This window comes from Gordonia sp. Swx-4, assembly GCF_030316175.1.
Lineage (GTDB): Bacteria > Actinomycetota > Actinomycetes > Mycobacteriales > Mycobacteriaceae > Gordonia > Gordonia alkanivorans.
This window is the reverse complement of the sequence record NZ_CP128197.1, coordinates 1,355,364-1,380,856: the sequence shown is the minus strand read 5'-3', so window position 1 is coordinate 1,380,856 and position 25,493 is coordinate 1,355,364. Positions and strand designations below refer to the sequence as shown.

Annotated in this window: 21 protein-coding genes and 1 tRNA gene; 12 read left to right on the top strand and 10 right to left on the bottom strand. The window is 67.5% G+C overall.

What is annotated here, in order from left to right; genetic code table 11:
- Positions 1–95: 95 nt before the first annotated feature.
- A complete protein-coding gene (locus tag PWF70_RS06330) occupies positions 96–1,562 on the top strand; it encodes a sensor histidine kinase (RefSeq protein ID WP_286352899.1) in 1,467 nt (488 codons plus the stop codon).
- Here PWF70_RS06330 and PWF70_RS06325 read toward each other — a convergent pair.
- Positions 1,547–2,215 carry a response regulator transcription factor gene (locus PWF70_RS06325; protein WP_127963570.1) on the bottom strand — a complete coding sequence of 223 codons (669 nt, stop codon included), beginning with the start codon at positions 2,213–2,215 and terminating at the stop codon, positions 1,547–1,549. The two genes, PWF70_RS06330 and PWF70_RS06325, sit on opposite strands and share 16 nt — an antisense overlap.
- Before the next feature lie 3 nt (positions 2,216–2,218).
- Entirely contained in the window at positions 2,219–3,109 is an 891-nt protein-coding gene (locus PWF70_RS06320; RefSeq protein ID WP_127963571.1) for a DNA-formamidopyrimidine glycosylase family protein, read from the bottom strand.
- Between the two features lie 25 nt (positions 3,110–3,134).
- Between PWF70_RS06320 and PWF70_RS06315 the strand changes: the two genes are divergently transcribed.
- Together PWF70_RS06315 and PWF70_RS06310 are read left to right on the top strand one after the other, a co-directional pair.
- Complete coding sequence (locus PWF70_RS06315; RefSeq protein WP_127963572.1) at positions 3,135–3,875, top strand: 3'(2'),5'-bisphosphate nucleotidase CysQ; 741 nt, start codon at positions 3,135–3,137, stop codon at positions 3,873–3,875.
- A 10-nt stretch (positions 3,876–3,885) separates the two neighbouring features.
- Positions 3,886–4,635 (top strand): ABC transporter permease, encoded by a 750-nt coding sequence (locus tag PWF70_RS06310; RefSeq protein ID WP_286352898.1) that lies wholly within the window; start codon positions 3,886–3,888, stop codon positions 4,633–4,635.
- 6 nt (positions 4,636–4,641) lie between these two features.
- On the opposite strand, the gene PWF70_RS06305 is transcribed toward PWF70_RS06310, so the two are convergent.
- From PWF70_RS06305 to PWF70_RS06290, 4 genes are all read right to left on the bottom strand, one after another.
- Entirely contained in the window at positions 4,642–6,252 is a 1,611-nt protein-coding gene (locus tag PWF70_RS06305) for an HNH endonuclease signature motif containing protein (protein WP_286352897.1), read from the bottom strand.
- A gap of 146 nt (positions 6,253–6,398) precedes the next feature.
- A complete protein-coding gene (gene cobF, locus PWF70_RS06300) occupies positions 6,399–7,166 on the bottom strand; it encodes a precorrin-6A synthase (deacetylating) (protein WP_035754814.1) in 768 nt (255 codons plus the stop codon).
- 2 nt (positions 7,167–7,168) lie between these two features.
- Positions 7,169–7,978, bottom strand: a complete 810-nt coding sequence (locus tag PWF70_RS06295) for an SDR family oxidoreductase (protein ID WP_286352896.1) — start codon at positions 7,976–7,978, stop codon at positions 7,169–7,171.
- A 26-nt stretch (positions 7,979–8,004) separates the two neighbouring features.
- Positions 8,005–8,220: a hypothetical protein gene (locus tag PWF70_RS06290; protein ID WP_127963577.1), complete on the bottom strand. Its 216-nt coding sequence runs from the start codon at positions 8,218–8,220 to the stop codon at positions 8,005–8,007.
- A gap of 82 nt (positions 8,221–8,302) precedes the next feature.
- Between PWF70_RS06290 and PWF70_RS06285 the strand changes: the two genes are divergently transcribed.
- Positions 8,303–9,265, top strand: coding sequence for a GlxA family transcriptional regulator (locus tag PWF70_RS06285; protein WP_127963578.1), 963 nt, complete (start codon positions 8,303–8,305; stop codon positions 9,263–9,265).
- Positions 9,266–9,309: 44 nt separating this feature from the next.
- Here PWF70_RS06285 and PWF70_RS06280 read toward each other — a convergent pair.
- Positions 9,310–9,385: transfer RNA gene (locus PWF70_RS06280), tRNA-Arg, on the bottom strand.
- 253 nt (positions 9,386–9,638) lie between these two features.
- Here PWF70_RS06280 and PWF70_RS06275 point away from each other — a divergent pair.
- Positions 9,639–10,931, top strand: a complete 1,293-nt coding sequence (locus PWF70_RS06275) for an acyltransferase (RefSeq protein ID WP_006359732.1) — start codon at positions 9,639–9,641, stop codon at positions 10,929–10,931.
- A gap of 35 nt (positions 10,932–10,966) precedes the next feature.
- On the opposite strand, the gene PWF70_RS06270 is transcribed toward PWF70_RS06275, so the two are convergent.
- A complete protein-coding gene (locus PWF70_RS06270; protein ID WP_286352895.1) occupies positions 10,967–12,190 on the bottom strand; it encodes an oxygenase MpaB family protein in 1,224 nt (407 codons plus the stop codon).
- Between the two features lie 150 nt (positions 12,191–12,340).
- On the opposite strand from PWF70_RS06270, the gene PWF70_RS06265 reads away from it, so the two are divergent.
- Both PWF70_RS06265 and PWF70_RS06260 read left to right on the top strand, forming a co-directional pair.
- Positions 12,341–13,033, top strand: coding sequence for a TetR/AcrR family transcriptional regulator (locus PWF70_RS06265; RefSeq protein WP_006359730.1), 693 nt, complete (start codon positions 12,341–12,343; stop codon positions 13,031–13,033).
- Between the two features lie 55 nt (positions 13,034–13,088).
- A complete protein-coding gene (locus PWF70_RS06260) occupies positions 13,089–14,720 on the top strand; it encodes an MFS transporter (protein ID WP_042376612.1) in 1,632 nt (543 codons plus the stop codon).
- A gap of 7 nt (positions 14,721–14,727) precedes the next feature.
- On the opposite strand, the gene PWF70_RS06255 is transcribed toward PWF70_RS06260, so the two are convergent.
- Positions 14,728–15,168 (bottom strand): SRPBCC family protein, encoded by a 441-nt coding sequence (locus tag PWF70_RS06255; RefSeq protein ID WP_042376611.1) that lies wholly within the window; start codon positions 15,166–15,168, stop codon positions 14,728–14,730.
- 139 nt (positions 15,169–15,307) lie between these two features.
- On the opposite strand from PWF70_RS06255, the gene PWF70_RS06250 reads away from it, so the two are divergent.
- From PWF70_RS06250 to PWF70_RS06240, 3 genes are all read left to right on the top strand, one after another.
- Positions 15,308–16,681, top strand: coding sequence for an MFS transporter (locus PWF70_RS06250; RefSeq protein WP_042376610.1), 1,374 nt, complete (start codon positions 15,308–15,310; stop codon positions 16,679–16,681).
- 16 nt (positions 16,682–16,697) lie between these two features.
- Positions 16,698–18,689, top strand: a complete 1,992-nt coding sequence (locus PWF70_RS06245; RefSeq protein WP_042376608.1) for a gamma-glutamyltransferase family protein — start codon at positions 16,698–16,700, stop codon at positions 18,687–18,689.
- A gap of 191 nt (positions 18,690–18,880) precedes the next feature.
- Positions 18,881–21,052 (top strand): glutamine synthetase III family protein, encoded by a 2,172-nt coding sequence (locus PWF70_RS06240; protein WP_006359725.1) that lies wholly within the window; start codon positions 18,881–18,883, stop codon positions 21,050–21,052.
- Positions 21,053–21,173: 121 nt separating this feature from the next.
- On the opposite strand, the gene PWF70_RS06235 is transcribed toward PWF70_RS06240, so the two are convergent.
- Entirely contained in the window at positions 21,174–22,781 is a 1,608-nt protein-coding gene (locus PWF70_RS06235; RefSeq protein WP_006359724.1) for a PucR family transcriptional regulator, read from the bottom strand.
- A 75-nt stretch (positions 22,782–22,856) separates the two neighbouring features.
- Here PWF70_RS06235 and pruA point away from each other — a divergent pair, with 75 nt between their 5' ends.
- Positions 22,857–24,509, top strand: coding sequence for an L-glutamate gamma-semialdehyde dehydrogenase (pruA, locus tag PWF70_RS06230; RefSeq protein WP_006359723.1), 1,653 nt, complete (start codon positions 22,857–22,859; stop codon positions 24,507–24,509).
- The gene (locus tag PWF70_RS06225; RefSeq protein ID WP_286352894.1) at positions 24,506–25,456 is read left to right on the top strand and encodes a proline dehydrogenase family protein; all 951 of its coding nucleotides are present in this window, start codon (positions 24,506–24,508) and stop codon (positions 25,454–25,456) included. The genes pruA and PWF70_RS06225 overlap by 4 nt, the downstream gene beginning before the upstream one ends.
- The last annotated feature ends 37 nt before the right edge of the window (positions 25,457–25,493 follow it).

The following is a 25,493-nucleotide window of genomic DNA, read 5'->3' as shown; positions in this document are numbered from 1 at the left end:
ACACTTCTCCGACGACCCCGTGACAACCTACGCTGAGTGATCAGCAGGTGCTGTCGCCGGATGGCTGTCGCTGTACGCACCGGCGAGGAGTTGCGATGTCCGGTCTTCCACGCCCCGCTCTTCTACGACGCAACCAGGGCGTCCGCATCCGGTCCACGATCGTCGGGACACTCCTCGTCACCATCGCCCTCCTGATCGGCGGCGCGGTGATGCTGTTCATGCTGAATCGCGCCGACAGCAGGACCATGTACGACGAGACCGGCTACCGGGCGTATGAGATCGCGGCCGAGATCCGGGAGGGCGGGATCGCGGCGATCTCGCCGGAGTCGTTCGGGATGGGTTACGGCGCCGACATCGTGCAGGTGATCGACGGGAACGGTCGGGTGGTGACGTCATCTCCCGGCGCGGCCGGCGATCCGGTGACGTCCGAGCGTCCGGCGATCTGGGCGTCGACGCAGGTCCAGGACCGGTTGGTCCCCGGCAGCGAGGTGGAGTTCTGCGCGACCGTCACCTCCACCTCGCACGACGGGGCCGTGTACACGGTGGTCGTCGCGGTCTCGGCGGACGCGTATCGGCAGAGTCTGATCAACACCGCGCTCGTGCTCGCCGTCGAACTCCCCGTCCTGGTGCTGCTGTCCGCGGTGGCCATCTGGTTCTTCGTGGGTCGCGCGCTGCGACCGGTCGGGCGGATCACCGAGCAGGTCACCGCGATCACCGCGTCCGATCTGTCCCGCCGGGTGCCGGTCCCGTCCACCGACGACGAGGTGACGCGCCTGGCCACGACGATGAACTCGATGCTCGAACGTCTCGAACAGAGCCGGGCCGCGCAGCTGCGGTTCGTCGGCGATGCCTCCCACGAGATGCGCAGTCCGCTGACCACGGTGGTCGGCCTGCTCGACCTTGCCGACGACACCGACTCCCCGATCGATGTGCGAACACTTCGCACGCTGCTGCTCCCTGAGGCCCGCCGACTCCAGAACATGGTCGACGACCTGCTGCTTCTCGCCCGCTCCGACGAACACGGTGTGCCGCTGCACGTCCGGGACATCGACCTCGACGACATCGTCGCCGGCGAGGCGCGTCGCCTGCGGTCGCTGGGTCTGGCCGCGGTCGCCACCACGATCATCCCGATCCGGATGGCCGGCGATCCGGAGAAGCTGTCGCGAGCCATCCGGAATCTGGCCGAGAACGCCGTCCGCTACGCGGCGTCGACGGTCCGGTTCGACATGTCCTTCGATCCGACGACCGGCGTCGCGTCGATCGCGGTGACCGACGACGGCCCGGGGATCCCGCGCGACCTTCGCGACATCATCTTCGACCGCTTCACGAGGCTCGACGGGGATCGCCGCAATCGCGGCGGTTCCGGACTCGGACTGTCCATCGTCCGCGAGATCGTCCGAGCGCACGGAGGTTCGGTGTCCGTGCAGGACCCGCCCGCGCGGTTCGGACACGGCGTCACCTTCGTCGTCTCGCTGCCGACGGCGCGTCGCCTACCCGACGGCGCAGGTGACGGTGCGGTCAGCACGGCGCTCGCGATGCCGCCGCGTCAGCCGATGCGATAGCCGACCCCGCGGACGGTCTTGATACTGCGCACGCCGAAAGGCTGGTCGATCCGCTTGCGCAGGTAGGCGATGTACACCTCGATGATGTTGGGGTCGCCCTCGTAGTTCTCGTCCCAGACCGAGTGCAGGATGTCGGCTTTGGAGACGACGGTGCCGGCGTGACGGATGAGGCACTCGAGCACCGCGTACTCCCGCGGGGTCAGGGTGATGGGTGTTTCACCGCGCCGCACGAGATGTTCCGCCGGGTCGAGGGAGAGGTCGCCGACGCACAGGGTCACCGGACGCTCGGGCGCACCGCGACGCACCAGCGCACGCAGCCGTGCTTTGAGGACGACGACCGAGAACGGTTTGACCAGGTAATCGTCGGCGCCGCAGTCGAGTGCCTCCGCCTGGTCGTACTCGCCGTCCTTCGCGCTCAGCATCATGACCGGTGTCCAGATCTCGCGTTCCCGAAGGCTCTGCAGCACGCGGTACCCGTTCATCCCGGGCATCATGATGTCGAGCACGATCACGTCGTAGCTGCCCTCGGTGGCCCGCCACAGCCCGTCCGGACCGTCGAAGGCCACCGTGACCGCCCACCCGTCACTGACGAGCATCCGGCGGACGGTCTCAGCTGCCCTGATGTCATCGTCGACGACGAGCGCGTGCACCATCGCTCATTTCAGTAGCCGTGACATCCGGCGGTCGGCAAGGACCTTGCCACCGGTCTGGCAGGTCGGGCAGTACTGGAAGGACCGGTCGGCGAAGGAGACCTCGCGGACGGTGTCGCCGCAGACCGGACACGGCAGTCCGGTGCGCGCGTGCACGCGGAGTCCGGTGCGTTTCTCCGACTTCAGCCGGGCGACGGTCTGCCCTTCGAGGCGGCCTGTGGCGTCGGTGAGTACTCCGCGCATCGCGTCGTACAAGGCGCTGACCTGATCCGGTTTGAGGGTTTTCGACGACGCGAACGGCGACAGTCGCGCGGTGTGCAAGATCTCGTCGGAGTAGGCGTTGCCGATCCCGGCGATGGTGTGCTGGTCGGTGAGCACGTTCTTCACGCGTCCGGTGGTGCCGGCGAGGATCTCGGCGAACTGTTCCCCGGTCAGTTCCAGGGCGTCGGGGCCGAGTCCGGCGATGCGGTCGATCTCGCCGGGGTCGCGTACGAGCCACACCGCCAGGCGCTTCTGGGTGCCCGCCTCGGTGACGTCGAATCCCTCGCCGGGCAGGCCGCAGTGCACCCGCAGCGCGATCGGCGACTTGCCGCCCGGGCGCAGCGGCTTGGGTGAGAGATCCTCGCTCCACCGCACCCAGCCGGCGCGCGACAGGTGGATGACCAGGGCCAGCGTCGGCTCGGACGTCGTCGCTTCCGAACCCGGGATCGTGCGGATGACCAGGTACTTGCCCACGCGGCCGACCGATTCGACAATGCGGTCGGTGAGCGCGGTGTACGGCGGATCGGCCGTCTTGAGCACGGACAGGGACGCGACGTCGACTCGCCGGATCGGGAGTCCGGCCGCGCGACCGTCGACATAGTCGGCGATGGCGGCCACCTCAGGGAGCTCGGGCATGCCACCAGTGTGCTCTAGTAAAGGGATGACTTCCCGACTTTCCGACGCCGAGCTGGCCGCCCGGATCGCCCAGGGAGCCGGGGAGATCCTCCTCGGGATTCGTCATGGCGACCTGTTGACCGGCAGCATGCTCGGCGATGCCGGCGATGCTCTCGCCCAGGCGTGGATCTCGACCGTCCTGCGCAAACACCGTCCGCGCGACGCTGTTCTGTCCGAAGAAGCGGCCGATGTCGGCGACCGCGCGACGGCCCGGCGCGTGTGGATCATCGACCCGCTCGACGGCACAAGGGAATTCGCCGCGGGCAGTGCGGACTGGGCTGTGCACGTGGCGTTGACGGAGAACGGGACCGTCACCGAGGCTGCGGTGTCGCTACCCGCGACCGGTGAACTGTTCCGCGCCGACACCGTCGAGAAACCCGGCGGCGAACTGACCCGCCGCATGGTGACCTCGCGATGGGGCGGCTCGTACGAGACGAGCTATGTGTCCAACCGACTCGGCCTGCAGATGGTTCCGGTCGGGTCGGCGGGCGCCAAGGCGATGGCCGTCGTCCGTGGCGACGCCGACGCCTACGTCCACGCCGGAGGCCAGTACGAGTGGGACAACGCGGCACCGGTCGGGGTCGCCCTGGCGGCGGGCCTGCACTGCAGTCGCCTGGACGGTTCGGAGATCGTTTACAACAACCGCCACCCCTACATGCCCGATTTCGTGATCTGCCGCAGCGAGATCCGCGACGACATGCTCGCAGCCCTGCAGCAGATCTGGTGAACTTGCCGGTGTGAACGGAATCGGCGACGCCGTCGTCCGGATCGGCCCGGTCCTGGCGGTCGCCATCGTCGTGCTCGCCGTCGTCGCGGTGCTGGTGAACCGCCGAAGTGGTTTGGCCACTGACACTTTGGTGGCGACGCTCCGCGCGGTCGTCCAATTGGCGGCGTTGGCCGGCGTGCTGGCCGTGGTGGTTCCGCATCTGTGGGCGTCGGCGCTGTTCGTCGTGGTCATGGCGGTGGCCGCGGCGTGGACGTCGGCTCGGCGGATACGGCCTCGGCACGCCGGGTTCCCGGCCATCATGCGATGTCTCGGGCCGGTCGCCGCGCCGACGATCGTCATCGTGGTCGTTCTCGCCCTGATCGGTGTCCTACCCGCGAGGGGGATCGCCATCATCCCCACCGCGGGCATCCTGCTCGGCGGGGCGATGGTCACCACGTCGCTCGCGGGGCGTCGGGCCCACGACGAACTGAACACTCGCCACGGCGAGGTCGAGGCGGCGCTGTCGCTGGGCCTGCTCCCCCGCGATGCCCGCCTCGAGATCTGCGCCGCCGCGTCGGCGAGCGCACTCATCCCCGGACTCGATCAGACCCGGGCGGTCGGACTGGTCACCATCCCCGGTGCCTTCGTGGGCATGGTCCTCGGCGGCGCGTCGGTGTGGGCGGCCGCGGCCATGCAGTTGTTTGTGCTCATCGCACTACTCGCCGTCAGTTCGATCGCCATGCTCGTCACCGTGGAATTGGTGGCGCGCGAAGATCTGTGATGCCCGTCAGAATGGCGGCGGGTCGGCCTGGTCGGCGAGGCGCTGAGCCTTGTTGCGGGCACGTTCGGCCCGCCGGCGCGCGTGTTTCTGTGCGAGCCGGTTGGGTGTGGGCGGGGTGTCGTCGCCCGCGATCACCCGTGGTGTGGGTGGGGCCTGGGGTGGTTGCTCGTAGCGAATGCGCCGCAGGTTGGGGAACGAGTCTTCGAGGTTTTCGGCGTCGCCGGGGATGACGAACCCCTCCGGAGTGCGGTATTCGGTGACCAGGCGACCCTCGTCGTCGCGATACTGAACATCGACCCAATCACCGAACGTCTTGTGCAGGTGCCCGAACCGGCACTTCGCGTTCAGATTCTCACTCGACGTCGACCCACCCTGGGTGGGGTTGGTGCGGTCGTATTCGGTGACATGGTCGAGATCGGAGTCGAAAGCCGAACATCCGCAACCGGGTTCGGTGCAGTAGCCGTCACGAACACGCACGAAGTCGGAGCACGCAGCGGTGGGTCGATACGGATCGGCGGATTGTGCACCGGGATAGACGATCACCATGCCTGCCGGCGGGGCATCGGCCGATCTCGGCTCGACGGGGCTATCCGGACCGTCGGAAGTCTTTGTCGTCGGCCGCTCTGCGACAACGCGCGTCGGTGCGGTGCGGACCGGGGTGACGGGTGTGATGGTCGCGTCGACCCGTTCGGCGAGATCACGCACATGCTCATCAGAGATGATCCCGTGGCCGTCGACCCAACCGATCCCCGAAGCCCCGGCGAGGGTGGCGGCATCGGTGACCACGTGGACGACGACCTCGGTACTCACCGACCGGACCACCTCGGCGGGGTCGGGGATCTCGGCGTCACAATCCTCACGCCCGCATTGGCAGTCGAAGATGGTGCCGGTCAACAGCGCGAACATGGCATCGGAGTTGCGCTGGTTACGGTTCCGGCCGTCGTGCGCACACACGGTATCGGCCAACGCTTTCACCGCTTGTGCCGCGATGCGAATGTTCTCCGCGGCCATCACGCCGGTGATCTCACCGGTCCCGTCGGTGAAGTTCTCGGTCCACATACCGCGCTTGTCCAACGCTTCACGACGCCGCTCCCGCACCGCATCAGGATCGTGACGGAACACCAGGCGATCGACCATGTCACGCAGCTTCGGCGTGGTCCACGCGCCCTTGCGAGTCCGCACGATGCGTTCGATCTCGGTATCGAGGTCCGCGATGACCGCGGCGTCGGAAATGAGGTCGGTGCGGGAGATGACCGTCTGGATCAACTGGCGCGACAGGATGCCGTCGCGCAGGGTGGTCAGCACTTTCGGTAACCGGTCCCGCAGGGCGAGCGCTTCACCCACCCACTGATCAGCCTGGTAGCGCGTAATGGCGGCTTCACGGCAGACCCGGGTCACCATCTCGGTGTAGCGGTCGATGAAGAACCCGCCCTGAGTGTTGACCACGAGCTGGTCGTAGACGGTGACGATCGACTCATACCGGCACCACGCCAGATACGCCTCACCATGGCGGATCGAACCGAACCGTTCCATATGGGTTGCGGTGTCAGACAATTCGGGGTGGGCAGCATCGACCCCGGCGAGAAACCCGCCCGGAAGATCGGTCCACTTGCTCACGCTGCCCCCACAACGTCTACAGCCCAACCTGGATGGCTGAATCTGTTACCAACCAATGTAGATCAACCCACCGACAAGATCGGATCGTCATCCACAGCCGGACGAATGTAAGAATTTGCGCAGCAGACGGTTACACCGAGCTGCGATCATGCGGGGCGGGAAGCCTTGCGCAACAGGTAGATGTCCATGATCCACCCGATGCGTTCGCGGGCGTCGGCTCGGGCTTCGACGATCTGCCCGGTCACGTCGCCCACCCGTCCGCTGATGAGGATCTCGTCGTCGGTGCCGACGTATGCGCCCCACCAGATGTGGTCGTCGGGGTCGGCGGTGTGGCGGAAGGCGAGATCGGCGTCGAGCATGACGATCTGGTTGGCGTCGGCACCGGCGGGGGTGTCGGCGAGGCGACGACCGGTGGTGATGTGGATCGGTTCCCCGACGCGGTTGGCGACGATGCCGTGCGCGGCGGTGAGCGCGCTGGCGCTTGTCACACCGGGGATCACCTCGACCGTGAGTTCGAGGTCGTCGCGTGCGGAGAGATCGTCGACGATGCGCAGCGTGCTGTCGTAGAGGGCGGGATCACCCCACACGAGGAAGGCCGCGACGCCGCCGTCGCCGACCTCGTCGCGCAGTGCGGTTGCGATCAGGTCCGCGCGTGCGGCGTGCCAGCGTCGGACCTCTGCGTCGTAGTCGGCGGGCGCGCGGTCGCGCGGTGGGTCGGGGATCTCGACGAGCGAATAGCCCTCGCGCGCATGGGCGTCGAGGATCACCCGGCGCGCGTCGAGAAGTCCGCTCTTCGCCGTTCCCTTTTCGAGGGCGAGGAACGCATCGACGTCGGACATCGCGTCGATGGCCTGCAGCGTGACCTGGCGTGGGCCGCCGGGACCGATCCCGATGACCCGCAGCGTGATTCGCACGGTCAGATGTTCACCTTGGGCAGTCCGTGTTTGCGTGCGGTTATGTCCAGGATCAGCTGGCGGGGCGCGAGCCGACGCAGGAAGAACACTACGCCGGCCTGATTACCTCTGGCGTAGAACGGTTTCGGATGTTCGGCGAGCGCGGCGTCGACGATCTGGGTGGCCATGTCCTCCGCACTTATCCCGGCGTCCTCGTTGCGGCGGGTGGCCGCGGCGAGGGTCTCGTACTCGGCGCGATACGGCGAGTTCTCACCGATGTGGATGGACCGGCGGTCGCCGATACCGGTCGCGATGGTGCCCGGTTCGACCGAGATCATCCGAATCCCGTACGGCGCCACCTCACGACGCGCAGCCAGCGCGAAGGCCTTCAGCGCCGACTTGGTCGCCGCGTAGTTGGACCGGAACGCGACCGGGAAGCTCGACAGCATCGACCCGACCATGACGACCGTGCCCCGTCGCCGCTCACGCATCCCGGGGAGGACCGCCTTGGTGAGGGCGACCGGCCCGAACACGTTGACACGGAACAGCTCTTCGATGGCCTGCATCGAGGTGTCCTCGAGTGCGCCCGCCTGCGATTCGCCGGCGTTGTTGACCAGGATGTCGACCGGACCGACGAGGTCGGCGCAGGCGGTGGCGGAGTCGTAATCGGCGTTGTCGAGGCGGACGTAGGTGACGCCGGGCATCGGGTTGCGCACGGCGTCCGGGTTCCGGGTGGTGCCGTAGACCCGAAGGCCGCGGGCGACGAACTGTCGGGCGACTTCGGCGCCGATGCCGCTGGTCGCACCGGTGACGAGAACGGTCTGGGAGCTCACGCCCGCTACGGTATCGCAGCCCCTCGTCAGACGAGACGGTCGTAGCGGCGCGTGAGGATGCTCAGTTCGGCCGCGACCCGGTCGGTGTCGGGCCCGTAGGGACGCCTCGGATCGCGGGTCCACCAGTCGATGAAACGCTGGAGCGGCGTACGACTTCCGGCAGGCGTACGGCGGGTGAAGAACACGAGCGCGGCGACGGCCGGAACGACCACGGCGGCGAGAACGATGAGGGTGATTGCCATGGCAGTAATTCTCTGTCCGACTGATTACCGCCAACAGTGGCACAAACGTCAATGTCCGCAAATCTTCTGCCATACTGGCTTCATGCTGAAAACGGTCGGGGTTCTCCTCCACGGCAACGTCGCGATGTTCGAGTTCGGCGTCGTCCACGAGGTGTTCGGCCTCGACCGCACCGACGACGGCGTCCCCGGCTTCGACTTCCGTGTCGCCTCCCCCGACCCGTCGGTGCCGCTGCCCGTCGGGAACGGCGTGTCGATCCAGGTCTCGCACTCTGTCGACGAGTGCCGCGACGTCGACCTCGTCGCCATCCCCGGCGGAATGGTCGACGGCGACTACCCCGCGGAGATCCTCGACACCGTGCGCGCGGTGGTCGACAACGGCGGCCGCGTGCTGACGGTGTGTTCGGGCGCCTTCGTCGCCGGCGCCGCGGGCCTGCTCGACGGCCGACGCTGCACGACGCACTGGCGCTTCGGCAAGGAGCTGGCACGACAGTTCCCGAAGGCGAAGGTCGACACCGACGTCCTCTTCGTCGACGACGGCCCCATCACCACCAGCGCCGGCACCGCAGCCGGGATCGACGCGTCGCTGCACCTGGTCCGCGAGGCGTGGGGTCCTGGCGTCGCGAACCGGATCGCCCGTCGCATGGTCGTCTCACCGCACCGCGACGGCGGACAGCGACAGTTCGTCGATGCACCGATGCCCGCCTGCTCCGACGAAGGTTTCGGCGCACTGCTCAGTTGGCTACTCGAACACCTCGACCGTGACATCAGCGTCGACGACATGGCGGAGCGGATGCACATGTCCGGCCGGACGTTCGCGCGGCGGTTCGTCGACGAGGTCGGGGTGTCACCGCGACGATGGCTCACCGAACAGCGCGTACTGGCCGCGAAAAACCTGCTCGAATCGACGGACGCGCCGGTCGAAGAGGTCGCGCGGCTGGTCGGATTCACCTCGGCAACCCTGCTCCGTCACCACTTCGCGGCATCCGTGGGGGTCTCGCCGCTGGTATATCGGCGTCGCTTCACGAAATCCGCCGCGACCTCATAGCTCGAACCCGCGCAGAGCACAGGTTCGAGCCAGGAAATGGCAAGTGGTGCCCTCGGTAGGATTCGAACCTACGACCTACCCTTTAGGAGAGGGTTGCTCTATCCCCTGAGCTACGAAGGCGCAGTAACCAGGCCGGCGCGCGGCACCGCGTGACGACCACACGGCAGTCTACGTCAGCGCTCGACGCCGACCGCACCATCTCCATCCGGCACCCGCTTCCGATCGTCGCTATAGTCGACAGGAGGCACGAACCGGGCAATTCGGGCTGTGATTGTCGCCACTGGATCCACCCCGGCATTGGGGTTCCTGCCAGATTCGGCCCGTACACTTCGGTCGGGTAACAGTTTGGTCAACCGGGGAGGTCTTTGCGTTGGTGCACGCAGCGGGCTCGGCGCGCACCGCCGACAGCGAGACCGGCACGTCTGCGGAGTCGGACACGACCGGCGTCGCGCCGGCGACGACGACCCCGGCTGCCACCCCGTTCGGGAAATCGCGCTCTCGCGCTCACACCGCCGACTTCGTGCGCGTGTTCTTGTTCACCTTCGTGGTGGTCGCGCACAGTGTGAACGCGATCAACGGCGGACCCGACGAGGTCCGCGGCGCCAATCTGGTCGGCACCCTGTGCCACCTCACCCGTTACGGGTTCGTCGCAGTGACGCTCTACGTCCTCGTGCTGAGCATGCAGGGGCGCGAGATGTCGCCGGTGCAGTTCTGGCGTCGTCGCTTCGGCCTGGTCGTCGGCCCCTATCTCGCCTGGACGCTCATCTACGCGGTCACCGATCACGTGATCATCCGGGACAACCCTTTCCCGCCCGCCGGCGAGTGGCTCTCCGGGCTCGTGCACGACCTGTTCGTCGGCGAGGGCAAGTACCAGCTGTACTTCCTGCTGATCTCGATGCAGATCTATCTGTTCTTCCCGCTCATCTCATGGATCTTCGACCGCGGCCGCAACCGGCCGTGGCTCCTGCTGTCCGGTGGCGCGCTCATCCAGATCACGATGTTCGTCATCTACCAGTACCTGCCGCGGCCGTCGGGCGCCGCCTGGGACGTCGCCTATCACCACCTCTGGAAGACGCTGCCGATGTACGCGCTGTTCGTCGCCATGGGTGTGCTCGCGGCGCAGCACCAGCAGGCCGTGGACAAGTGGCTGCGTGAACACATGGCCACGGTGGTGCTCGTCGCCGCGGGATGTGCGGCCTTCACCGTCGCCGGTTACCTGCTGGCGACCTCGCCGGGCAATGTCCCGTGGAAGGCGAACACCGCCTGGAATCCGGTGTCGCTGCCGTGGCTCGTGGGCGGGTTCGCCCTGCTGTGGCTGATCGGTCTCGTCTGGGACGATCGGCGCGCAGCGGGACGACCGGCCGCGGCGAAGTTCGTCTCGCAGGCGACACTGCGCGCGTTCGGCGTGTTCGCCGTGCACCCGCTCATCCTCGACGTCCTCGGGCGCGTCGGCTTCCTCAGCGGACTGTTCGAGTGGTTCCCGCACTCCGCGATCCTGCGGTCGCTGATCCTCATCGCGGTCGTTCTCAGCAGTTCGCTGATCGTCGTCGACCTGCTGCTGCGTCTCCCGTTCAGCAAATGGCTGACCGCCCGGCCCCGCATCCCCCTGCTGCCGAAACGGCGCGAGAAGAAACAGGACCGAGCGGTCGGAGCCGAAACCTCGTAGCCTCGTCGGCGGTCAAAAGGAGTCGATCGCCGCAGTCACCGGTACTTGGGGTTGTTGAACACCGGGATCCCGATGTTGATCGGCATCCGCAGTTCCGACATGTAGAAGAGGACGAACTGGCGGAGGAATTCGTCGATCATCCAGTACGCCTCGCGCGGCATGCCGACGTTCAACAGGCCTTCACGGACCAGGACATACGGCGTCCAGGCGGTCTCCAGCAGCGGCGTCCACACGGGTTCGCGCGGGATGTTCAGCCCGTCGGCGGCCTTGTCGCCGAGCATGAACCGGGTCAATGCCCCGAGCACTCCGCGCGAGAGCAGGGTCAGGTCCAGATTCATGCCGAGGTCGAGCAACATGTCCGCGAGCTTGCGGCCCTCCGGCGTGGGGTGCTGGATCGGGTCGAGCACCTGCTTCGCCTGGGATTCGGCCGCATTCCACGACGCCGGGATGTATTCGTCCTTGACGCCCAGCATGTGTGCGGTGATCTGCCACGAGTGCAGGAATCCTGCCGATTCGTCGGCGGCGATCGGCACCTGCCATTTGCGGAAGTTGCGCATCACGGTGGTCGGCAGGCTGTGCCAGGTCACCATGATGTCGGCCTGGCTGATCGGCACGTCCTCCGACGCGGAGTGCACCCAGTGCGGCGACTGCGGAAGGAGATGTCGGACGCCGGCATGCGCCATCCGGGTCTTCAGGCAGGTCACGACCATCTCGCCGCCGGGCTGGTAGGCGTTGAGCGAGCCGATGTCGTAGCCGAGTTTGGCGGTCTTGGAGATGCGGTCCTTCAGATCCCATCCGCCCTTGGAGTAGTAGACCGCACGCGCTTCCTTGGGGATGAGGGTGCTCATCATGCCGCTCGCGAACCCGTAGATGATGCCGAGATACGTGCCGCGCTTCTGGTTGAACTTCACCGCGTCGGCCAGCTTGGACTGGTCGGTCCACGACGGGAGCTGCCGTGCGTGCTCCATGAAGTCGCGCAGCTCCGGCGGCAGCCCGGCCGGCAGCGGCTGCGAGTTCTTGTGCCAGGTCCGCAGCAGCTTGTTGACCTTCGGCGCCTGACCACTGTCGATGACCTTGGCGATCACCGGGTCGGCCTCGTCGTCCCAGAGTGTGCGCGGGTCGGTGCCCGCGCCGCGGCCCGGCAGCGAGTTCGCGGGCGACCACGTCCACGGTGTCGCCGGAGCCACCGCGGCCACCGCGCCGGCTGCCCCGACCACCCCTCCGGCCTTGAGTAGCCTGCGTCTGTTCAGATCTTCCATGACCCCGTCCCATCTAGTCCGATGTATCAATGTGACAATTCTCGTAACCTTGTATCCTTGATAGCATCGAGTGACTCAGGACACACCGACATTCTCGGATTTGCGATCATTGATCCGGGCAGATCGATCGCCACAGGAAGGGAATCGCCGATGCAGTTGTCCGCAGCAGACATCCCGAATCCGGGCATGATGCCGGCCGGCTCGTCGTCGAGTTCGGTCATCCACCGCGCGTTCCTCGGGTCGGTGAACCCCACCGACACCGAATCCGATCCGACCGCCGAACGCCTCCTCGACGCCGCCTTCGACCTCTTCTGCCGCCTCGGCATCCAGCGGACCCCGATGGAGAAGGTCGCCAAGAACGCGGGCGTGACGCGAGTGACCCTCTACCGGAAGTTCGCCACCAAGGACGCCTTGGTGGACGAGGTGGTGCTGCGCGAGTTCCGGCGCTACTTCGACCAGTTCCGCACCGACATCCCGGCCGCGCAGACGGTCGCCGAGCGCGTGGTCGTCGGATTTGTCGGATCATTGCGGGCCGTCGCGAGCAACCCCCTGATCAGCGGAATGGCCGACTCCGAATCGAGCATGCTCATCGAATCGATGATCGGCGACGACGGCCTCCTGCTGTCCGTGGTGCAACAGTTCGTGGCCGCCCAGCTACGGCGAGAACAGTTGGCCGGCAACATCTCCGAGGACCTCGATGTCGAGATCGTGGCCGAGATGATGGTGCGCATCTCGGCGTCGTTCCTCACCGTGCCGAGTCGCGTCGTCGACATCACCGACGACGCCCAGCTGGCCGACATCGCGAGACGATTCCTCGTCCCGATGCTCGATCCGCCACGCTGACGGCTCCCGGCTGGGACAATCGTCGGATCACTTTCCAGCTGAGGGGAGTTCCGCGATGCGTTCGTGGTCGGTCATCGTCATCCTCGCGGTCTCCCAATTCGTGATGGTGCTCGACAGCACCGTCATGAACGTGTCGATCTCGGTCGTGGCAGCCGATCTCGACACTTCGATCACCGGCATGCAGGCCGCGATCACGTTCTACGCTCTGACGATGGCGGCGTTCATGTTGACCGGCGGCAAACTCGGCGACCTCATGGGTCGCGCGCGGGCCTTCAAGATCGGTGCCGTCATCTACGGGATCGGTTCCCTCACGACCGCTTTGAGCCCCAACCTGACCGTCCTGATGCTGGGCTGGTCCCTGGTCGAGGGACTCGGCGCAGTGCTCGTGATCCCCGCGATCGCCTCCCTGGCCGCCATCAACTACACCGGAAAGGCACGGGTCACCGCGTTCTCGGTCCTCGGCGCGGTGACCGGACTCGCCGCCGCCGTCGGCCCGTTGCTCGGCGGCCTGATGACCACCTACGCCTCGTGGCGTTACGTCTTCGTCGCCGAGACGGTGGTCATGGTCGTCGTCCTGTTCGCGGCGGGCCTCATCCACGACGTCGAGCGCGACCGCGACGTACGGATCGACCCGCTCAGCGTCCTCGCATCCTCCGGCGGCCTGGCCCTCATCGTCTACGGAGTGCTGCAGTCGAAGACCTGGGGGTGGCTGAAGCCGCAGCACCCGCCGGAGGTCGGCGGCACCGAGATCGCCCCGCTGGGCGTCTCGCCGGTCGCCTACCTGTTGCTGATCGGTGTCGTCGTGCTCTGGTTGTTCGTCGATCGTCAACGCACGCTTGCCCGTACCGGCCGGCAGCCACTGCTCCGCGTCGAACTGCTACGGATACCCGCACTGCGCAGCGGCCTCGGCGGATTCCTCGCCCAGTACTTCGCGATCGCCGCCCTGTTCTTCGTGGTGCCGGTCTACCTGCAGACGATGCTGGGGCGCGATGCGCTGCAGACCGGGGTCAAGATCCTGCCGCTCTCGGTGGGCCTGGTCTTGTTCTCGGTTCTCGGATCGTGGCTCACCGCACGACGCTCCGCCCGCTTCATCGCCCGCGGCGGACAGATCATCATGGCCCTCGGCGTCCTCTTCGTGATCGCCGCGGTCGGGGTCGACCTGCGGAGTGTGGCCTTCGCCATCGGGATGTTCGTCGTCGGAGCGGGTTTCGGCCTTCTCGCCTCCCAGCTCGGCAACGTCAACATGTCCGCGGTCGAGGAGAAGGACACCTCCGAGGTCGGCGGGCTGCAGGGCACCTTCCAGAACCTCGGCTCGTCGTTCGGGACGGCGGTGGCGGGTTCGGTGTTCATCCTCCTGCTGTCGTCGGGTTTCCTCTCCGCCGTCGGCAACACCGAATCACTGTCCGCCACAGAGCAACAGCAGATCACCTCGACCGTCGACGACGCCGGGGTACCGATCATCTCGGCGGATCAGGCACGCACCCTGGTCCTGGACTCCGGCGGCTTGGAGTCCGGCGCCCAGGCCGTGTCCGACGCCTATGCCGACGCGCAGGTCGCCGCAATCCAGCAGGCCCTGTTCATCGTGTTCGTCCTGCTCGTGCTGGCTCTGCTCTTCTCGAAGAACCTGCCGAACCGCGTCGTCACGCACGACGACGACGACGCGGCCGACGGGGTCACCGGAACCTGAGGCGTGCTCAGCCCCGGGCAGCCACGTTCTTCACGATGGTGGACTCCGTGTGCTTGATGGCCTGGGCGGCGAACGGCCCGACGATGCCACCGAGCACTCGACCCGCGATACCGCCCGGCAGGGTGTAGCTGAACTCCACCTGCAGCTCGGTGCCCGTGTCGGCGTCGAGGAACCGCCAGGTGGTGTCGGCCTGGAAACCCTCGATCGCCTTGAGCTCGATCAGTTCGTCGACGACGTACCGGGTGCATTCCACAACCGACTTGAGCTTCTTGGGACCGACGTCGATCGACAGCTCGAAGACGGAGCCCAGGCCCTGGGTCTGTTCGGTCCTCGGCTCGAAGCGGGTCACCCCCATCAGGTACTCGGGAACGTTCTGGTACCCGTCGACGTACTGGAAGACCTTGTCCCGAGGTGCATCGACCACGGCCTGATGACGTACCACTCCCACGCTCTACCCCGTTCTCGCGTGCCCGGCCGGTGTGGCCGTGCTGTTCCCGATCGACACTATCCGGTCGGCACCGCCTCCGGGTGCGGGACACGGCCGACCGATTTGACCGCCGCCGACGCGTCGGATATTCCTGCAGACGATGTCGACGTCATCGGGCGGATGGTCCGAACTCCTCGCCCGTGAACACCGCGCCGCGGTGTCGGTCTTCGCCGGCGGCATCCTCGTCTTCGCGATCAACACCTTCCTGACCTCGGCCTCGCTGCCCAGCACCATCGCCGACATCGGTGGCGAACAGTTCTACGCCTGGGTCGTCACGGTCTTCCTGATCGCCTCCGTCGTGGCGTCGATGTTGGTGACACGCGCGCTGGCGCAGTTCGGCGCGCGGGGCGCCTATCTGATCGGGTTCTCCGCGTTCGCCGTGGGTTCACTGGTCTGCGCCCTCACCCCGACCATGCCGATCCTGTTGGCCGGCAGGTTGATCCAGGGACTCGGCGGCGGGTTGCTCACGGGCCTGGCGTTCGCCGTCGTGCAGATCGCGCTGCCGCAGCGCACCTGGGGCCGGGCAGTGGCTCTCATCTCGGCGATGTGGGGTGTCGGGAACATCGTGGGTCCCGCGATCGGCGGCCTGTTCGCCGAGGTCGGACTGTGGCGCGGCTCTTTCTGGTTCCTGACGGTCGTCACGCTGGCCATCGCGGCGGTCGCCGCGCGGGTGTTGCCGCGTGGTCGCGGTTCGGACGAACGGCACCCGTTGCCGTGGGCGTCGCTGGCCGCGGTGACCGTCGCCGCCGGCGCGGTCTCGGTGGCGGCGGTCTCCGGTTCGACGACGTTGCTCGTGGTGCTCGGCGGCGTCGCGCTGCTCGCCCTGGTCGGGTTCGTCGCCGTGGACCGGCGCGGCGGCACCGGCCTGCTCCCCCGGCTCACGTATTCGGTGGGCAATCCCCTCAAGTGGATCTACCTCTCGATCGCGGTGTTGGCGGCCGGGTCGACCGCCGAGGCCTTCCTCCCGCTGTTCGGTCAGCAGGTCGGCGGTCTGTCCCCCTTCACCGCGGGGCTGCTGCCGGCCGCGCTGTCCACCGGGTGGACGATCGCGCAGATCGCCAGCAGCACGTGGGCCCACGGACGATCGGCGTCGGCCGCCCGCATCGCGGGTCCGGCGTTCCTCGCCATCGGTATGGCCGGCTACGGCCTCCTCCAGTCGTCGACCGCATCGATCGCGATCGCCGGCTGGTACGCCTGCCTCGTGGTCGCCGGCATGGGCATCGGCATGGCCTTCCCGCACATCGCGACCGCCGCCATGGGCATCACCACCGACCAGGCCGAGGCCGCCCGCGCGTCGGCCGGCATCAACTCCGTGCAGATGGTCGCCAACACCATCGGGTCGGCCGCCGCGGGCCTGCTCGTCAGTTTGGGCTCCGACGCGGTCGGTTCGGCACGGTTGCTGTCCTTCGGTTTCGCCTGCCTCGCCGTGACCGGGGTGGGCATCGCCGTTCGGTCGGTCCGGTCTGCCCGGTGACCGTACGCTGAGGTCCATGAGACGCCGTCGGGGAAGTCCTCATCCCGGATCCCGGGGCCTCCGGCTGACGGTGGCCGCGGTCGCCGCAGCACTGGTCGTCGCCTCGTGCGGAACCGACACCGACGAGCCTTCCGCCGCGCCGGTCACCTGCGCGGAGATCCCGAACGGCGAACTGATCGACGCGCAGGAGGTCTCGGCCGCCCCCACCGACATCGCGACCCGACCCGAGATCGCTTCGGGCTACCGGAGCGGGATGAAACCGGTCGTCACCGGGACCTACGCCGCGGCGACGGCCAATCCGCTGGCCACCCGCGCGGCGTGCGAGGTGTTGCGCGACGGTGGGACTGCGGCCGATGCCCTGGTGACCGCGCAGATGGTGCTCGGTCTCGTAGAACCGCAGTCGTCGGGTATCGGCGGCGGCGCCTTCGCCCTCTACTACGATGCGGCGTCGAACTCGGTGCGCGCCTTCGACGGCCGCGAGACGGCCCCCGCGGCTGCCACCGAGACCTACCTGACGCAGATCTCCCCCACCGACCCCGCACCACCCGTGCCGAGTGCCCGCGCCTCGGGACGATCGATCGGCGTCCCCGGCGTGCTGCGGATGCTCGACATGGTCCACGGCGAGTACGGCAAGCAGACCTGGCGTGACCTGTTCACCCCGGCGATCACTCTGGCGGACAGCGGTTTCGAGATCAGCCCGCGGCTGGCCGGGGCGATCGCCGCCTCCGCGCCTGACCTGAAGGCCGACCAGGAAGCCCGCACCTACTTCCTGACCGACGAGGGCACGGCGAAGCCCGCGGGCACCGACCTGGTCAACCCCGCCTACGCGAAAACCCTTGGTGTACTCGCCACCGACGGCGCCGACGCGATGTACGACGGCCCGCTCGCGCAGGCGATCGTCGCCGAGGCGGGCAGCACCGCGGGCGGTCTGACGCCCAGCCTCATGACCGTCGACGACCTCCGCAACTACCGGGCGGTCACCCGCGATCCCATCGTGACGGGATACCGCGGCCGCCAGATCGTGGCGATGCCCGGACCATCGTCGGGCGGCATCGCCGTCGCCTCCACGCTGGGCATCCTGGAGAACTTCGACCTGCCGTCGATGCGACCCACCGAGTCAGACGGCGACGCCGAGGCGAGCCGGGACGGTGGCCGGCCGGATCCCGCAGCGGTGCACCTGATCACCGAGGCCGAGCGACTCGCCTATGCCGACCGTGACAAGTACGTCGCCGACCCGGATTTCGTGCCGCTGCCGGGACGCGGCGTCGAGACCATCCTCGATCCCGCATATCTGCAGGCGCGCGCCGGGTTGATCAAACCCGATTCCTCCCTGGGTGAGGCACCGGCCGGGGACCTCGGTCCGGTCCCGCTCGGTTCGCATCCCGGCACCGAACACGGCACCAGCCACATCACCGTCGCCGACCGCTACGGCAACGTCGCATCGATGACGACGACCATCGAATCGGCGTTCGGCAGCTACCACATGGTCGACGGCTTCCTGCTCAACAACCAGCTCACCGACTTCGCGGCCGAACCGCGCGACGACGACGGCGCCCTGCTCGCCAACCGGGTGTCCCCCGGTAAGCGTCCGCGGTCGTCGATGGCGCCGACCCTGGTGATGCAACCGGGCACCGACGGCGCGCCGGCACAGGTGATCGCCGCGCTGGGTTCGCCGGGCGGATCGGTCATCATCCAGTTCGTCGTGAAAACCCTTGTCGGAATGCTGGACTGGGGCCTGAACCCGCAGCAGGCGGTGTCGATGATCGACTTCGGCTCGGCCAACACCCCGACGTCGAATGTCGGTGGCGAACACCCACTGGTCGACACCGCCGACGACGGCGCGCACGATCCGCTGGTGCGGGGCCTCCGCGAACGGGGCGAAGAGGTGTCCGTCGACGAACAGTCCAGCGGTCTCAGCGCGATCATGCGCCACGACTCCGGGTGGATCGGCGGCGCCGACCCGCGTCGTGAAGGTGCCGTGATGGGCGACGACGCCACGCTGCAGTGACCTGCTGAGTCGTCCGAACGGACGAATTGTGCCGAGACACCTGCCGGGACACTAGTTTTCCTCAGCGTCACACGGGGGCAACGGGGCGCATACACCCAGCTCATAGCGTCGAGTCGCTCGCAACCAGCGACAACCTAGCGACGTCGTCGTGCCGACCTGCCGGTGGTCGACGATAAACACCAGGAGTAACCATGAGTGGCAGCATGTCCCGCCGTCAGGCCATCGAGGCCGTGACGACCTACGAGGTGTCGGCACCCGGATTCACCGAGCCGTTGGCAGACACCTTCGGACGCAACGTGTTCAGCTTGTCGGTCATGAAGAAGCGCCTGCCGAAGCATGTCTTCAAGGCGGTCGCGGCAACGATCGACACCGGCTGCCCGATGGACCCGACCCTCGCCGACTACGTCGCGGTCGCGATGAAGGACTGGGCCATCGAGAAGGGCGCCACCCACTACGCGCACGTCTTCTACCCACTCACCGGATTCACGGCGGAGAAGCACGACTCGTTCCTCGAACCCGATTCGAGCGGTGCGTCGCTCGCCGAGTTCGCCGGCAAGACGCTGCTGCAGGGTGAGCCCGACGCGTCGAGCTTCCCCAACGGCGGTCTGCGCGGCACCTTCGAGGCCCGCGGTTACACCGGCTGGGACGTCACGAGCCCGGCGTACATCCTGGAGAACCCGAACGGCAACACCCTGTGCATCCCCACGATCTTCATCTCGTGGACCGGTGAGGCACTGGACAAGAAGACCCCGCTCCTGCGCAGCCAGCAGGCCATGAGCAAGCAGGCAATGCGTCTGCTGAAGCTCTTCGGCCACGAGAACGTCGACACCGTCGTCTCCTACGCCGGCGCGGAGCAGGAGTACTTCCTGATCGACGAGCACTTCTTCTACGCGCGCCCCGACCTGATGACCTCCAACCGCACCCTGTTCGGCGCCCCGCCGTCGAAGGGTCAGGAGTTCGACGACCACTACTTCGGCGCCATCCCCGAACGCGTGCTGTCGTTCATGATCGAACTCGACCGCGAGCTGTTCAAGCAGGGCATCCCGGCCAAGACCCGCCACAACGAAGTCGCCCCCGGCCAGTTCGAGATCGCACCGGTCTTCGAGCGCTCGGTGCTGGCCCATGATCACCAGCAGCTGATGATGACCACGATGAAGGCGGTCGCGGAGAAGTACGGCATGAAGTGCCTGCTGCACGAGAAGCCGTTCTCCGGCGTCAACGGCTCGGGCAAGCACGTCAACTTCTCACTCGGAAATGCCAACCAGGGCAACCTGCTCAACCCCGGCGACACCCCGCACGAGAACATGCAGTTCCTCACCTTCTGCGGTGCGATCATCCGCGCCGTCCACTCCTACGGCGGCCTGCTGCGCGCCGCCGTCGCGTCGGCGTCGAACGATCATCGTCTGGGTGCGAACGAGGCTCCGCCGGCGATCATCTCGATCTTCCTCGGCGAGCAGCTGATGGACGTCTTCGAGCAGATCGCCAAGGGTGGCGCCACCGGTTCCAAGACGGCCGGCGTCCTCGAGCTCGGCGTCGACACCCTACCGCCGCTGAAGGCCGACCCGGGCGACCGCAACCGCACCAGCCCGTTCGCGTTCACCGGCAACCGATTCGAGTATCGCGCACCGGGTTCCAACCAATCGATCTCCGACCCGATGGTCGCGATCAACACCATCCTGGCCGACTCCATCGACTACATCTCCTCCGAACTGGAGAAATTGCTCGCCGACGGCGCCGACCTCAACGACGCCGTGCAGAAGGTGCTGCAGGAGATCGTCAACGCCCACGGTGCCGTGATCTTCAACGGCAACGGCTACTCCGACGAGTGGCAGGAAGAGGCCGCCGCGCGCGGTCTCAAGAACCTCCGCACCACCGTCGACGCCGTCACCGAGTACACCGCACCCGAGGTCGTCGAGATCTTCGAGAAGTACGGGGTGCTGTCGGCCCGTGAACTCGAGGCCCGCGAGGACGTCATCTTCGAGTACTACGGGCTCACCATCCTCGTCGAGGCCAAGGAGACCGCGGAGATCGCGAAGACGATGATCATGCCGGCCGCGATCCGCTACCAGGGCGAGCTCGCCGGCACCGCCGCGTCACTGAAGATGGCCGGGATCGAATCTCCCACACCGCTTCTCACCGAGATCACCGAACTGATCGGCACACTGCACGCCGCCGTGGTCACCCTCGACGAGGGCATCGCGGGTATGCACGGCGAGAGCACCTACGAGGAGTCGAAGTACGCACTCGAGACGCTGATCCCGGCGATGGCCGCGGTGCGCGAGGTCGCGGACACGCTCGAGAGCATCGTCGCCGACGACCTCTGGCCGCTGCCCACCTACAACGAGATGCTCACGATCCTCTGACATCTCGGGTACTCACCCGAGCTGGAAACCGCCCCTGAGGTCGACCCTCCACGGCGGCGCCGAAGACATAGTGTCGTCGGTGCCGCTGCACAGGGTGGTTTTCGGGGGCGGTTTTCAGCTCCTACCGCACCCGCAACGACAATGCCACGACGAGCCGGGTCGCCGGGTCCTCGAGGTCCATCCCGGTGAGGGTCTCGATGCGTCGGATGCGGTAGCGCAACGTGTTCGGGTGGACGTGCAGATCGTTGGCGGCCGACCGGACGTCGCCGAAACGGTCGAGGTAGGCGCGCAGGGAGACGGTGAAGTCGCTACCGGTGCGGGCGTCGAGGTCGGCGAGGTCAGAGACCCGCGGGTCGACGAGGTCGGGGTTCTCGGCGAGGAGCGCGACGATCTCGCCGAGCAGGACCCCGGTGCGTGAGCCCGCGACGGTGGTGACGTCGTCGATCAGTTCGCCTTCGAGGGAAGCCGCGTCGAGCACGCGGTCGATCTGGCTGCGCAGTTCGGGTACCGCGGCGAGGGTGTGGGGTCCGGCGACCACCGCGCGGATGCGCAAACCGAACTGCCGCTGCGTCACCTCGACGGACACCTGCGCCCATTCGACCGCGGCATCGTCCGTCACACCGGGGAGCACCACGTAGGCACGGTCGCCGATGGTCGAGGTCACCGACAGCGGACTGAACGCGCTGGCGTGCAGGGTGAGCGCGGAGATGCGAGTGGCGTTCTCCGACAACGGCACCGAGGCGTCTTCGGCCGAACCGGTCGTCGCGAATCCGACGAGGACCACTGCGACGGACGGGTCGACGCCGAGCTGAGCGGCGAGTGCGTCGACGTCGATGATGTCGCCGCGCGCGCCGAGGAGCCGACGGACCAGTTCGTCGTGTTCGGTGCCCGCGGATCGACGACGGGCGATCACCCGGGCGGCGACCGCGGCCGCTCCGGTGAGCACCTCGTCAGTGTCGTCGGCGAACGGTCCGGCACCGCGCTGCAACCAGACGACCCCCAGAAACTCGGCCGTGCCCGGGGCCCGGATCGCGACCGCGCGGCGTTCCCGCAGGCCGAGGTCGGTTCGCGCGTCGACCGCGACCACCCGCGCCGACGTGCGCAGCGCGTCCATCACACCCCACTGCCGAAGCCAGGCGAGCATCTCCGGCGGGCCCTCGCGGCCGAGGATCGACAACCGTCGCAGATCGTCGGCCTCGTCGCCGGCCGTGCTGTAGGCCAGCACGTGCGATCGCTCGTCCTCGATGCTGACCAGTCCGCCGGTGCGCCGTGCGACCTCGGCCGCGAGTTCGAAGAGATCACCGGTGGCGCCCGACTCCATCGACTCGCCGTCGTCCGGCGAACGCCGCGCGGTGTCGAGGACGCGCGACACGAGGTTGTAGATGCGCTCCCACCGGGCGTGCGGGTCGATGGCGACGACCGCGATACCGAGTCGATCGGCGAGGTCGGTGAGGGTCGCCGACGACGTCTTGCTCATGACGGCGACGGGGCGATGGATGCCGAGGCCGGCCAGCAGTTCGGTGCTCACCTCGTCGGGCAGGCCGACCAGCAGGAACACATCGGCCGACCGTGCCGCGCGACCGAGGCCGAAGTGGACGTCGTCGATGTCGATCATCGCGAGGCTCCGCACCGGCACGTCGAGTCCCTGCGGTGCGGTGACCAGGGTCGCCACCGTCCGGTCCAGGGCCAGGATGAGACGCCCGAGCGCGACGCCCGGAGATTTGTCCATACGGACAAGGCTACGGCTGTCCGGTTTGCCGATCGGCCATATCGCGGGAACGCCCTCCGCAGGTGAACTGACGTCATGGACGCCATCACCACTCCCCCTCGCCCGGTCAACGAGCCGGTGCACACCTACGCCCCCGGGTCGCCCGAGCGCACCCGGATCGTCAACGAACTCACCCGCCAGTCCAGCGCCGGCCGGCGCGAGCTGCCGCACATCATCGGCGGTCGCCTGCATCTCGGGCACGGCGATCAGATCGACGTCGTGCAGCCGCATGCGCACCACGAGGTGCTCGGATTCCTCACCAACGCCACGCACGACGACGCCCGTGCGGCCGTCGACGCCGCGATGGACGCAAAGGACGACTGGGCGCACACCAGCTTCGACGACCGGGCCGCGGTGATCCTGCGCGCGGCCGAACTGCTGTCGGGGCCGTGGCGTGAACGGATCGCCGCCGCGACGATGCTCGGCCAGTCGAAGTCGGTGCAGCAGGCCGAGATCGACGCGCCCTGCGAGCTCGCCGACTTCTGGCGGTTCAACGTCGCTTTCGCACGCGAGATACTCGCCGAACAACCGGTGTCGTCACCGGGTGTCTGGAATCGGCTCGATCAGCGTCCGCTCGACGGATTCGTCTACGCGGTCACCCCGTTCAACTTCACCGCCATCGCCGCGAATCTGCCGACGGCGCCGATGCTGATGGGCAACACCGTGATCTGGAAGCCCTCTCCCACACAGGCGTATTCGGCGCAGTACACGATGGCACTCCTCGAAGCCGCCGGACTGCCTCCCGGAGTCATCAACCTCGTCCACGGCGACGGACGTGCCGTGTCGGATGTGGTTCTCGCCGACGAGAACCTGGCCGGAATCCACTTCACCGGATCGACCACGACCTTCCAGTACCTGTGGCGAGCGGTCGGCAACAACATCGACAAGTACCGCAATTACCCGCGCCTGGTCGGCGAGACGGGCGGCAAGGACTTCATCGTCGCCCATTCCTCCGCCGAACCGCACGCTCTCCGAACGGCATTGATCCGCGGCGCGTTCGAGTACCAGGGCCAGAAGTGCTCGGCCGCCTCACGCGCCTACATCGCCCGGTCGGTGTGGGACAAGATGGGTAACGACTTCCTCGGCGAGACAGCCGAAATCACCTACGGTGACGTCCGCGACCTGTCGAACTTCGGTGGCGCCCTGATCGATCAGCGTGCCTTCGACAAGAACATCGCGGCGCTGCGGCGCGCCAAGTCCTCGCCGCAGGTCACCGTCGCCGTCGGCGGGCAGGTCGACGACACGGTCGGGTACTTCGTGCGCCCCACCGTGTTGCTGTCCGACGACCCGCGGGACGAGTCGTTCTCCACGGAGTACTTCGGCCCGATCCTGGCGGTGTACGTCTACGACGACGCCGACTACGAGACCGTGCTCGACCTGGTCGACACGACGGCGAAGTACGCGCTGACCGGCGCGGTCATGGCGACCGACGTCGCGGCGGTCGCTCTCGCGTCGGACCGGCTCCGCAATGCGGCCGGAAACTTCTACATCAACGACAAGCCGACCGGTGCCGTCGTCGGCCAACAGCCGTTCGGTGGCGGTCGGGCGTCGGGCACGAACGACAAGGCGGGGTCGAAGCAGAACCTGTTGCGCTGGACGTCGAGCCGCACGATCAAGGAGACGTTCACACCGCCGACCACGACCCGGTACCCGCACATGAGCACCGACTTCACGGGGGTCTCCAGTTGAGCACGCTCTTCGACACCCTCCTGCGCCCGACGATCACCGCCGCGGCGCGCAGCGAACGGATCAAACAGACCTCGCAGCGATGGTCGGTGACCGAGAAGGTCGTGCGCCGGTTCGTGCCCGGCGAAACGCTCGACGACGTCCTCGCCGCCATCCGAGGAGAACTCGACGACGGGCTGGCGGTGACCATCGACTTCCTCGGCGAGGACACCGTCGACGAATCACAGGCCGACGCCACGGTCGCCGCCTATGTGTCTCTGCTGGAAGCGATGCCGGGCCTGGGTCCGGTACGTCCGGGTACGCTGGAGGTGTCGGTGAAACTCACTGCGCTGGGTCAACGGCTGCCCGAACACGGCGCCAAGATCGCCGAGGAGAACGCCCGGACCATCGCCGCGGCAGCGCACCACGCCGGGGCACTGATCACCATCGACGCCGAGGATCACGCGACCGTCGACGAGCGTCTGGCCATCGTGCGGTCACTGCGACAGGATTTCCCCGAGGTCGGGACCGTGCTGCAGGCGTATCTGCGTCGTACCGAGGCCGACTGCGCCGAGTTCGCGGCAACGGGCGCACGAATCCGGTTGTGCAAGGGCGCCTATGCCGAACCGCCGGCGGTCGCCTACCCCGACCGTCACCAGGTCGACGAGGCCTACCTCCGCTGCCTGCGAATCCTGATGAAGGGCAACGGCTATCCGATGGTCGCCAGCCACGACCCGACGATGATCGAGGAGGCCTCGATCCTGGCGGCGGAGTTCGACCGCGCCCCCGGCACGTGGGAGCACCAGATGCTGTACGGCATCCGGGTTGACGAGCAGCGACGGCTCGTCGAGTCGGGCGCCCGAGTGCGCGTGTACATCCCATACGGCACCGAGTGGTACGGCTACTTCGTCCGTCGCCTCGCGGAGAGACCGGCGAATCTCGGCTTCTTCTTGCGGGCGCTGGCCGGGTAGAGCGCCGAACTCCCGCGTCAGGGGTGACGATCTCGCA

What these genes read in the sequence shown, in the direction of transcription:
- PWF70_RS06330 (WP_286352899.1), top strand. Translation starts at nt 96, where the DNA reads ATGTCCGGTCTTCCACGCCCCGCTCTTCTACGACGCAACCAGGGCGTC.
- PWF70_RS06325 (WP_127963570.1), bottom strand. Translation starts at nt 2,215, where the DNA reads ATGGTGCACGCGCTCGTCGTCGACGATGACATCAGGGCAGCTGAGACC.
- PWF70_RS06320 (WP_127963571.1), bottom strand. Translation starts at nt 3,109, where the DNA reads ATGCCCGAGCTCCCTGAGGTGGCCGCCATCGCCGACTATGTCGACGGT.
- PWF70_RS06315 (WP_127963572.1), top strand. Translation starts at nt 3,135, where the DNA reads ATGACTTCCCGACTTTCCGACGCCGAGCTGGCCGCCCGGATCGCCCAG.
- PWF70_RS06290 (WP_127963577.1), bottom strand. Translation starts at nt 8,220, where the DNA reads ATGGCAATCACCCTCATCGTTCTCGCCGCCGTGGTCGTTCCGGCCGTC.
- PWF70_RS06285 (WP_127963578.1), top strand. Translation starts at nt 8,303, where the DNA reads ATGCTGAAAACGGTCGGGGTTCTCCTCCACGGCAACGTCGCGATGTTC.
- PWF70_RS06270 (WP_286352895.1), bottom strand. Translation starts at nt 12,190, where the DNA reads ATGGAAGATCTGAACAGACGCAGGCTACTCAAGGCCGGAGGGGTGGTC.
- PWF70_RS06265 (WP_006359730.1), top strand. Translation starts at nt 12,341, where the DNA reads ATGCAGTTGTCCGCAGCAGACATCCCGAATCCGGGCATGATGCCGGCC.
- PWF70_RS06260 (WP_042376612.1), top strand. Translation starts at nt 13,089, where the DNA reads ATGCGTTCGTGGTCGGTCATCGTCATCCTCGCGGTCTCCCAATTCGTG.
- PWF70_RS06250 (WP_042376610.1), top strand. Translation starts at nt 15,308, where the DNA reads ATGTCGACGTCATCGGGCGGATGGTCCGAACTCCTCGCCCGTGAACAC.
- PWF70_RS06245 (WP_042376608.1), top strand. Translation starts at nt 16,698, where the DNA reads ATGAGACGCCGTCGGGGAAGTCCTCATCCCGGATCCCGGGGCCTCCGG.
- PWF70_RS06240 (WP_006359725.1), top strand. Translation starts at nt 18,881, where the DNA reads ATGAGTGGCAGCATGTCCCGCCGTCAGGCCATCGAGGCCGTGACGACC.
- PWF70_RS06235 (WP_006359724.1), bottom strand. Translation starts at nt 22,781, where the DNA reads ATGGACAAATCTCCGGGCGTCGCGCTCGGGCGTCTCATCCTGGCCCTG.
- pruA (WP_006359723.1), top strand. Translation starts at nt 22,857, where the DNA reads ATGGACGCCATCACCACTCCCCCTCGCCCGGTCAACGAGCCGGTGCAC.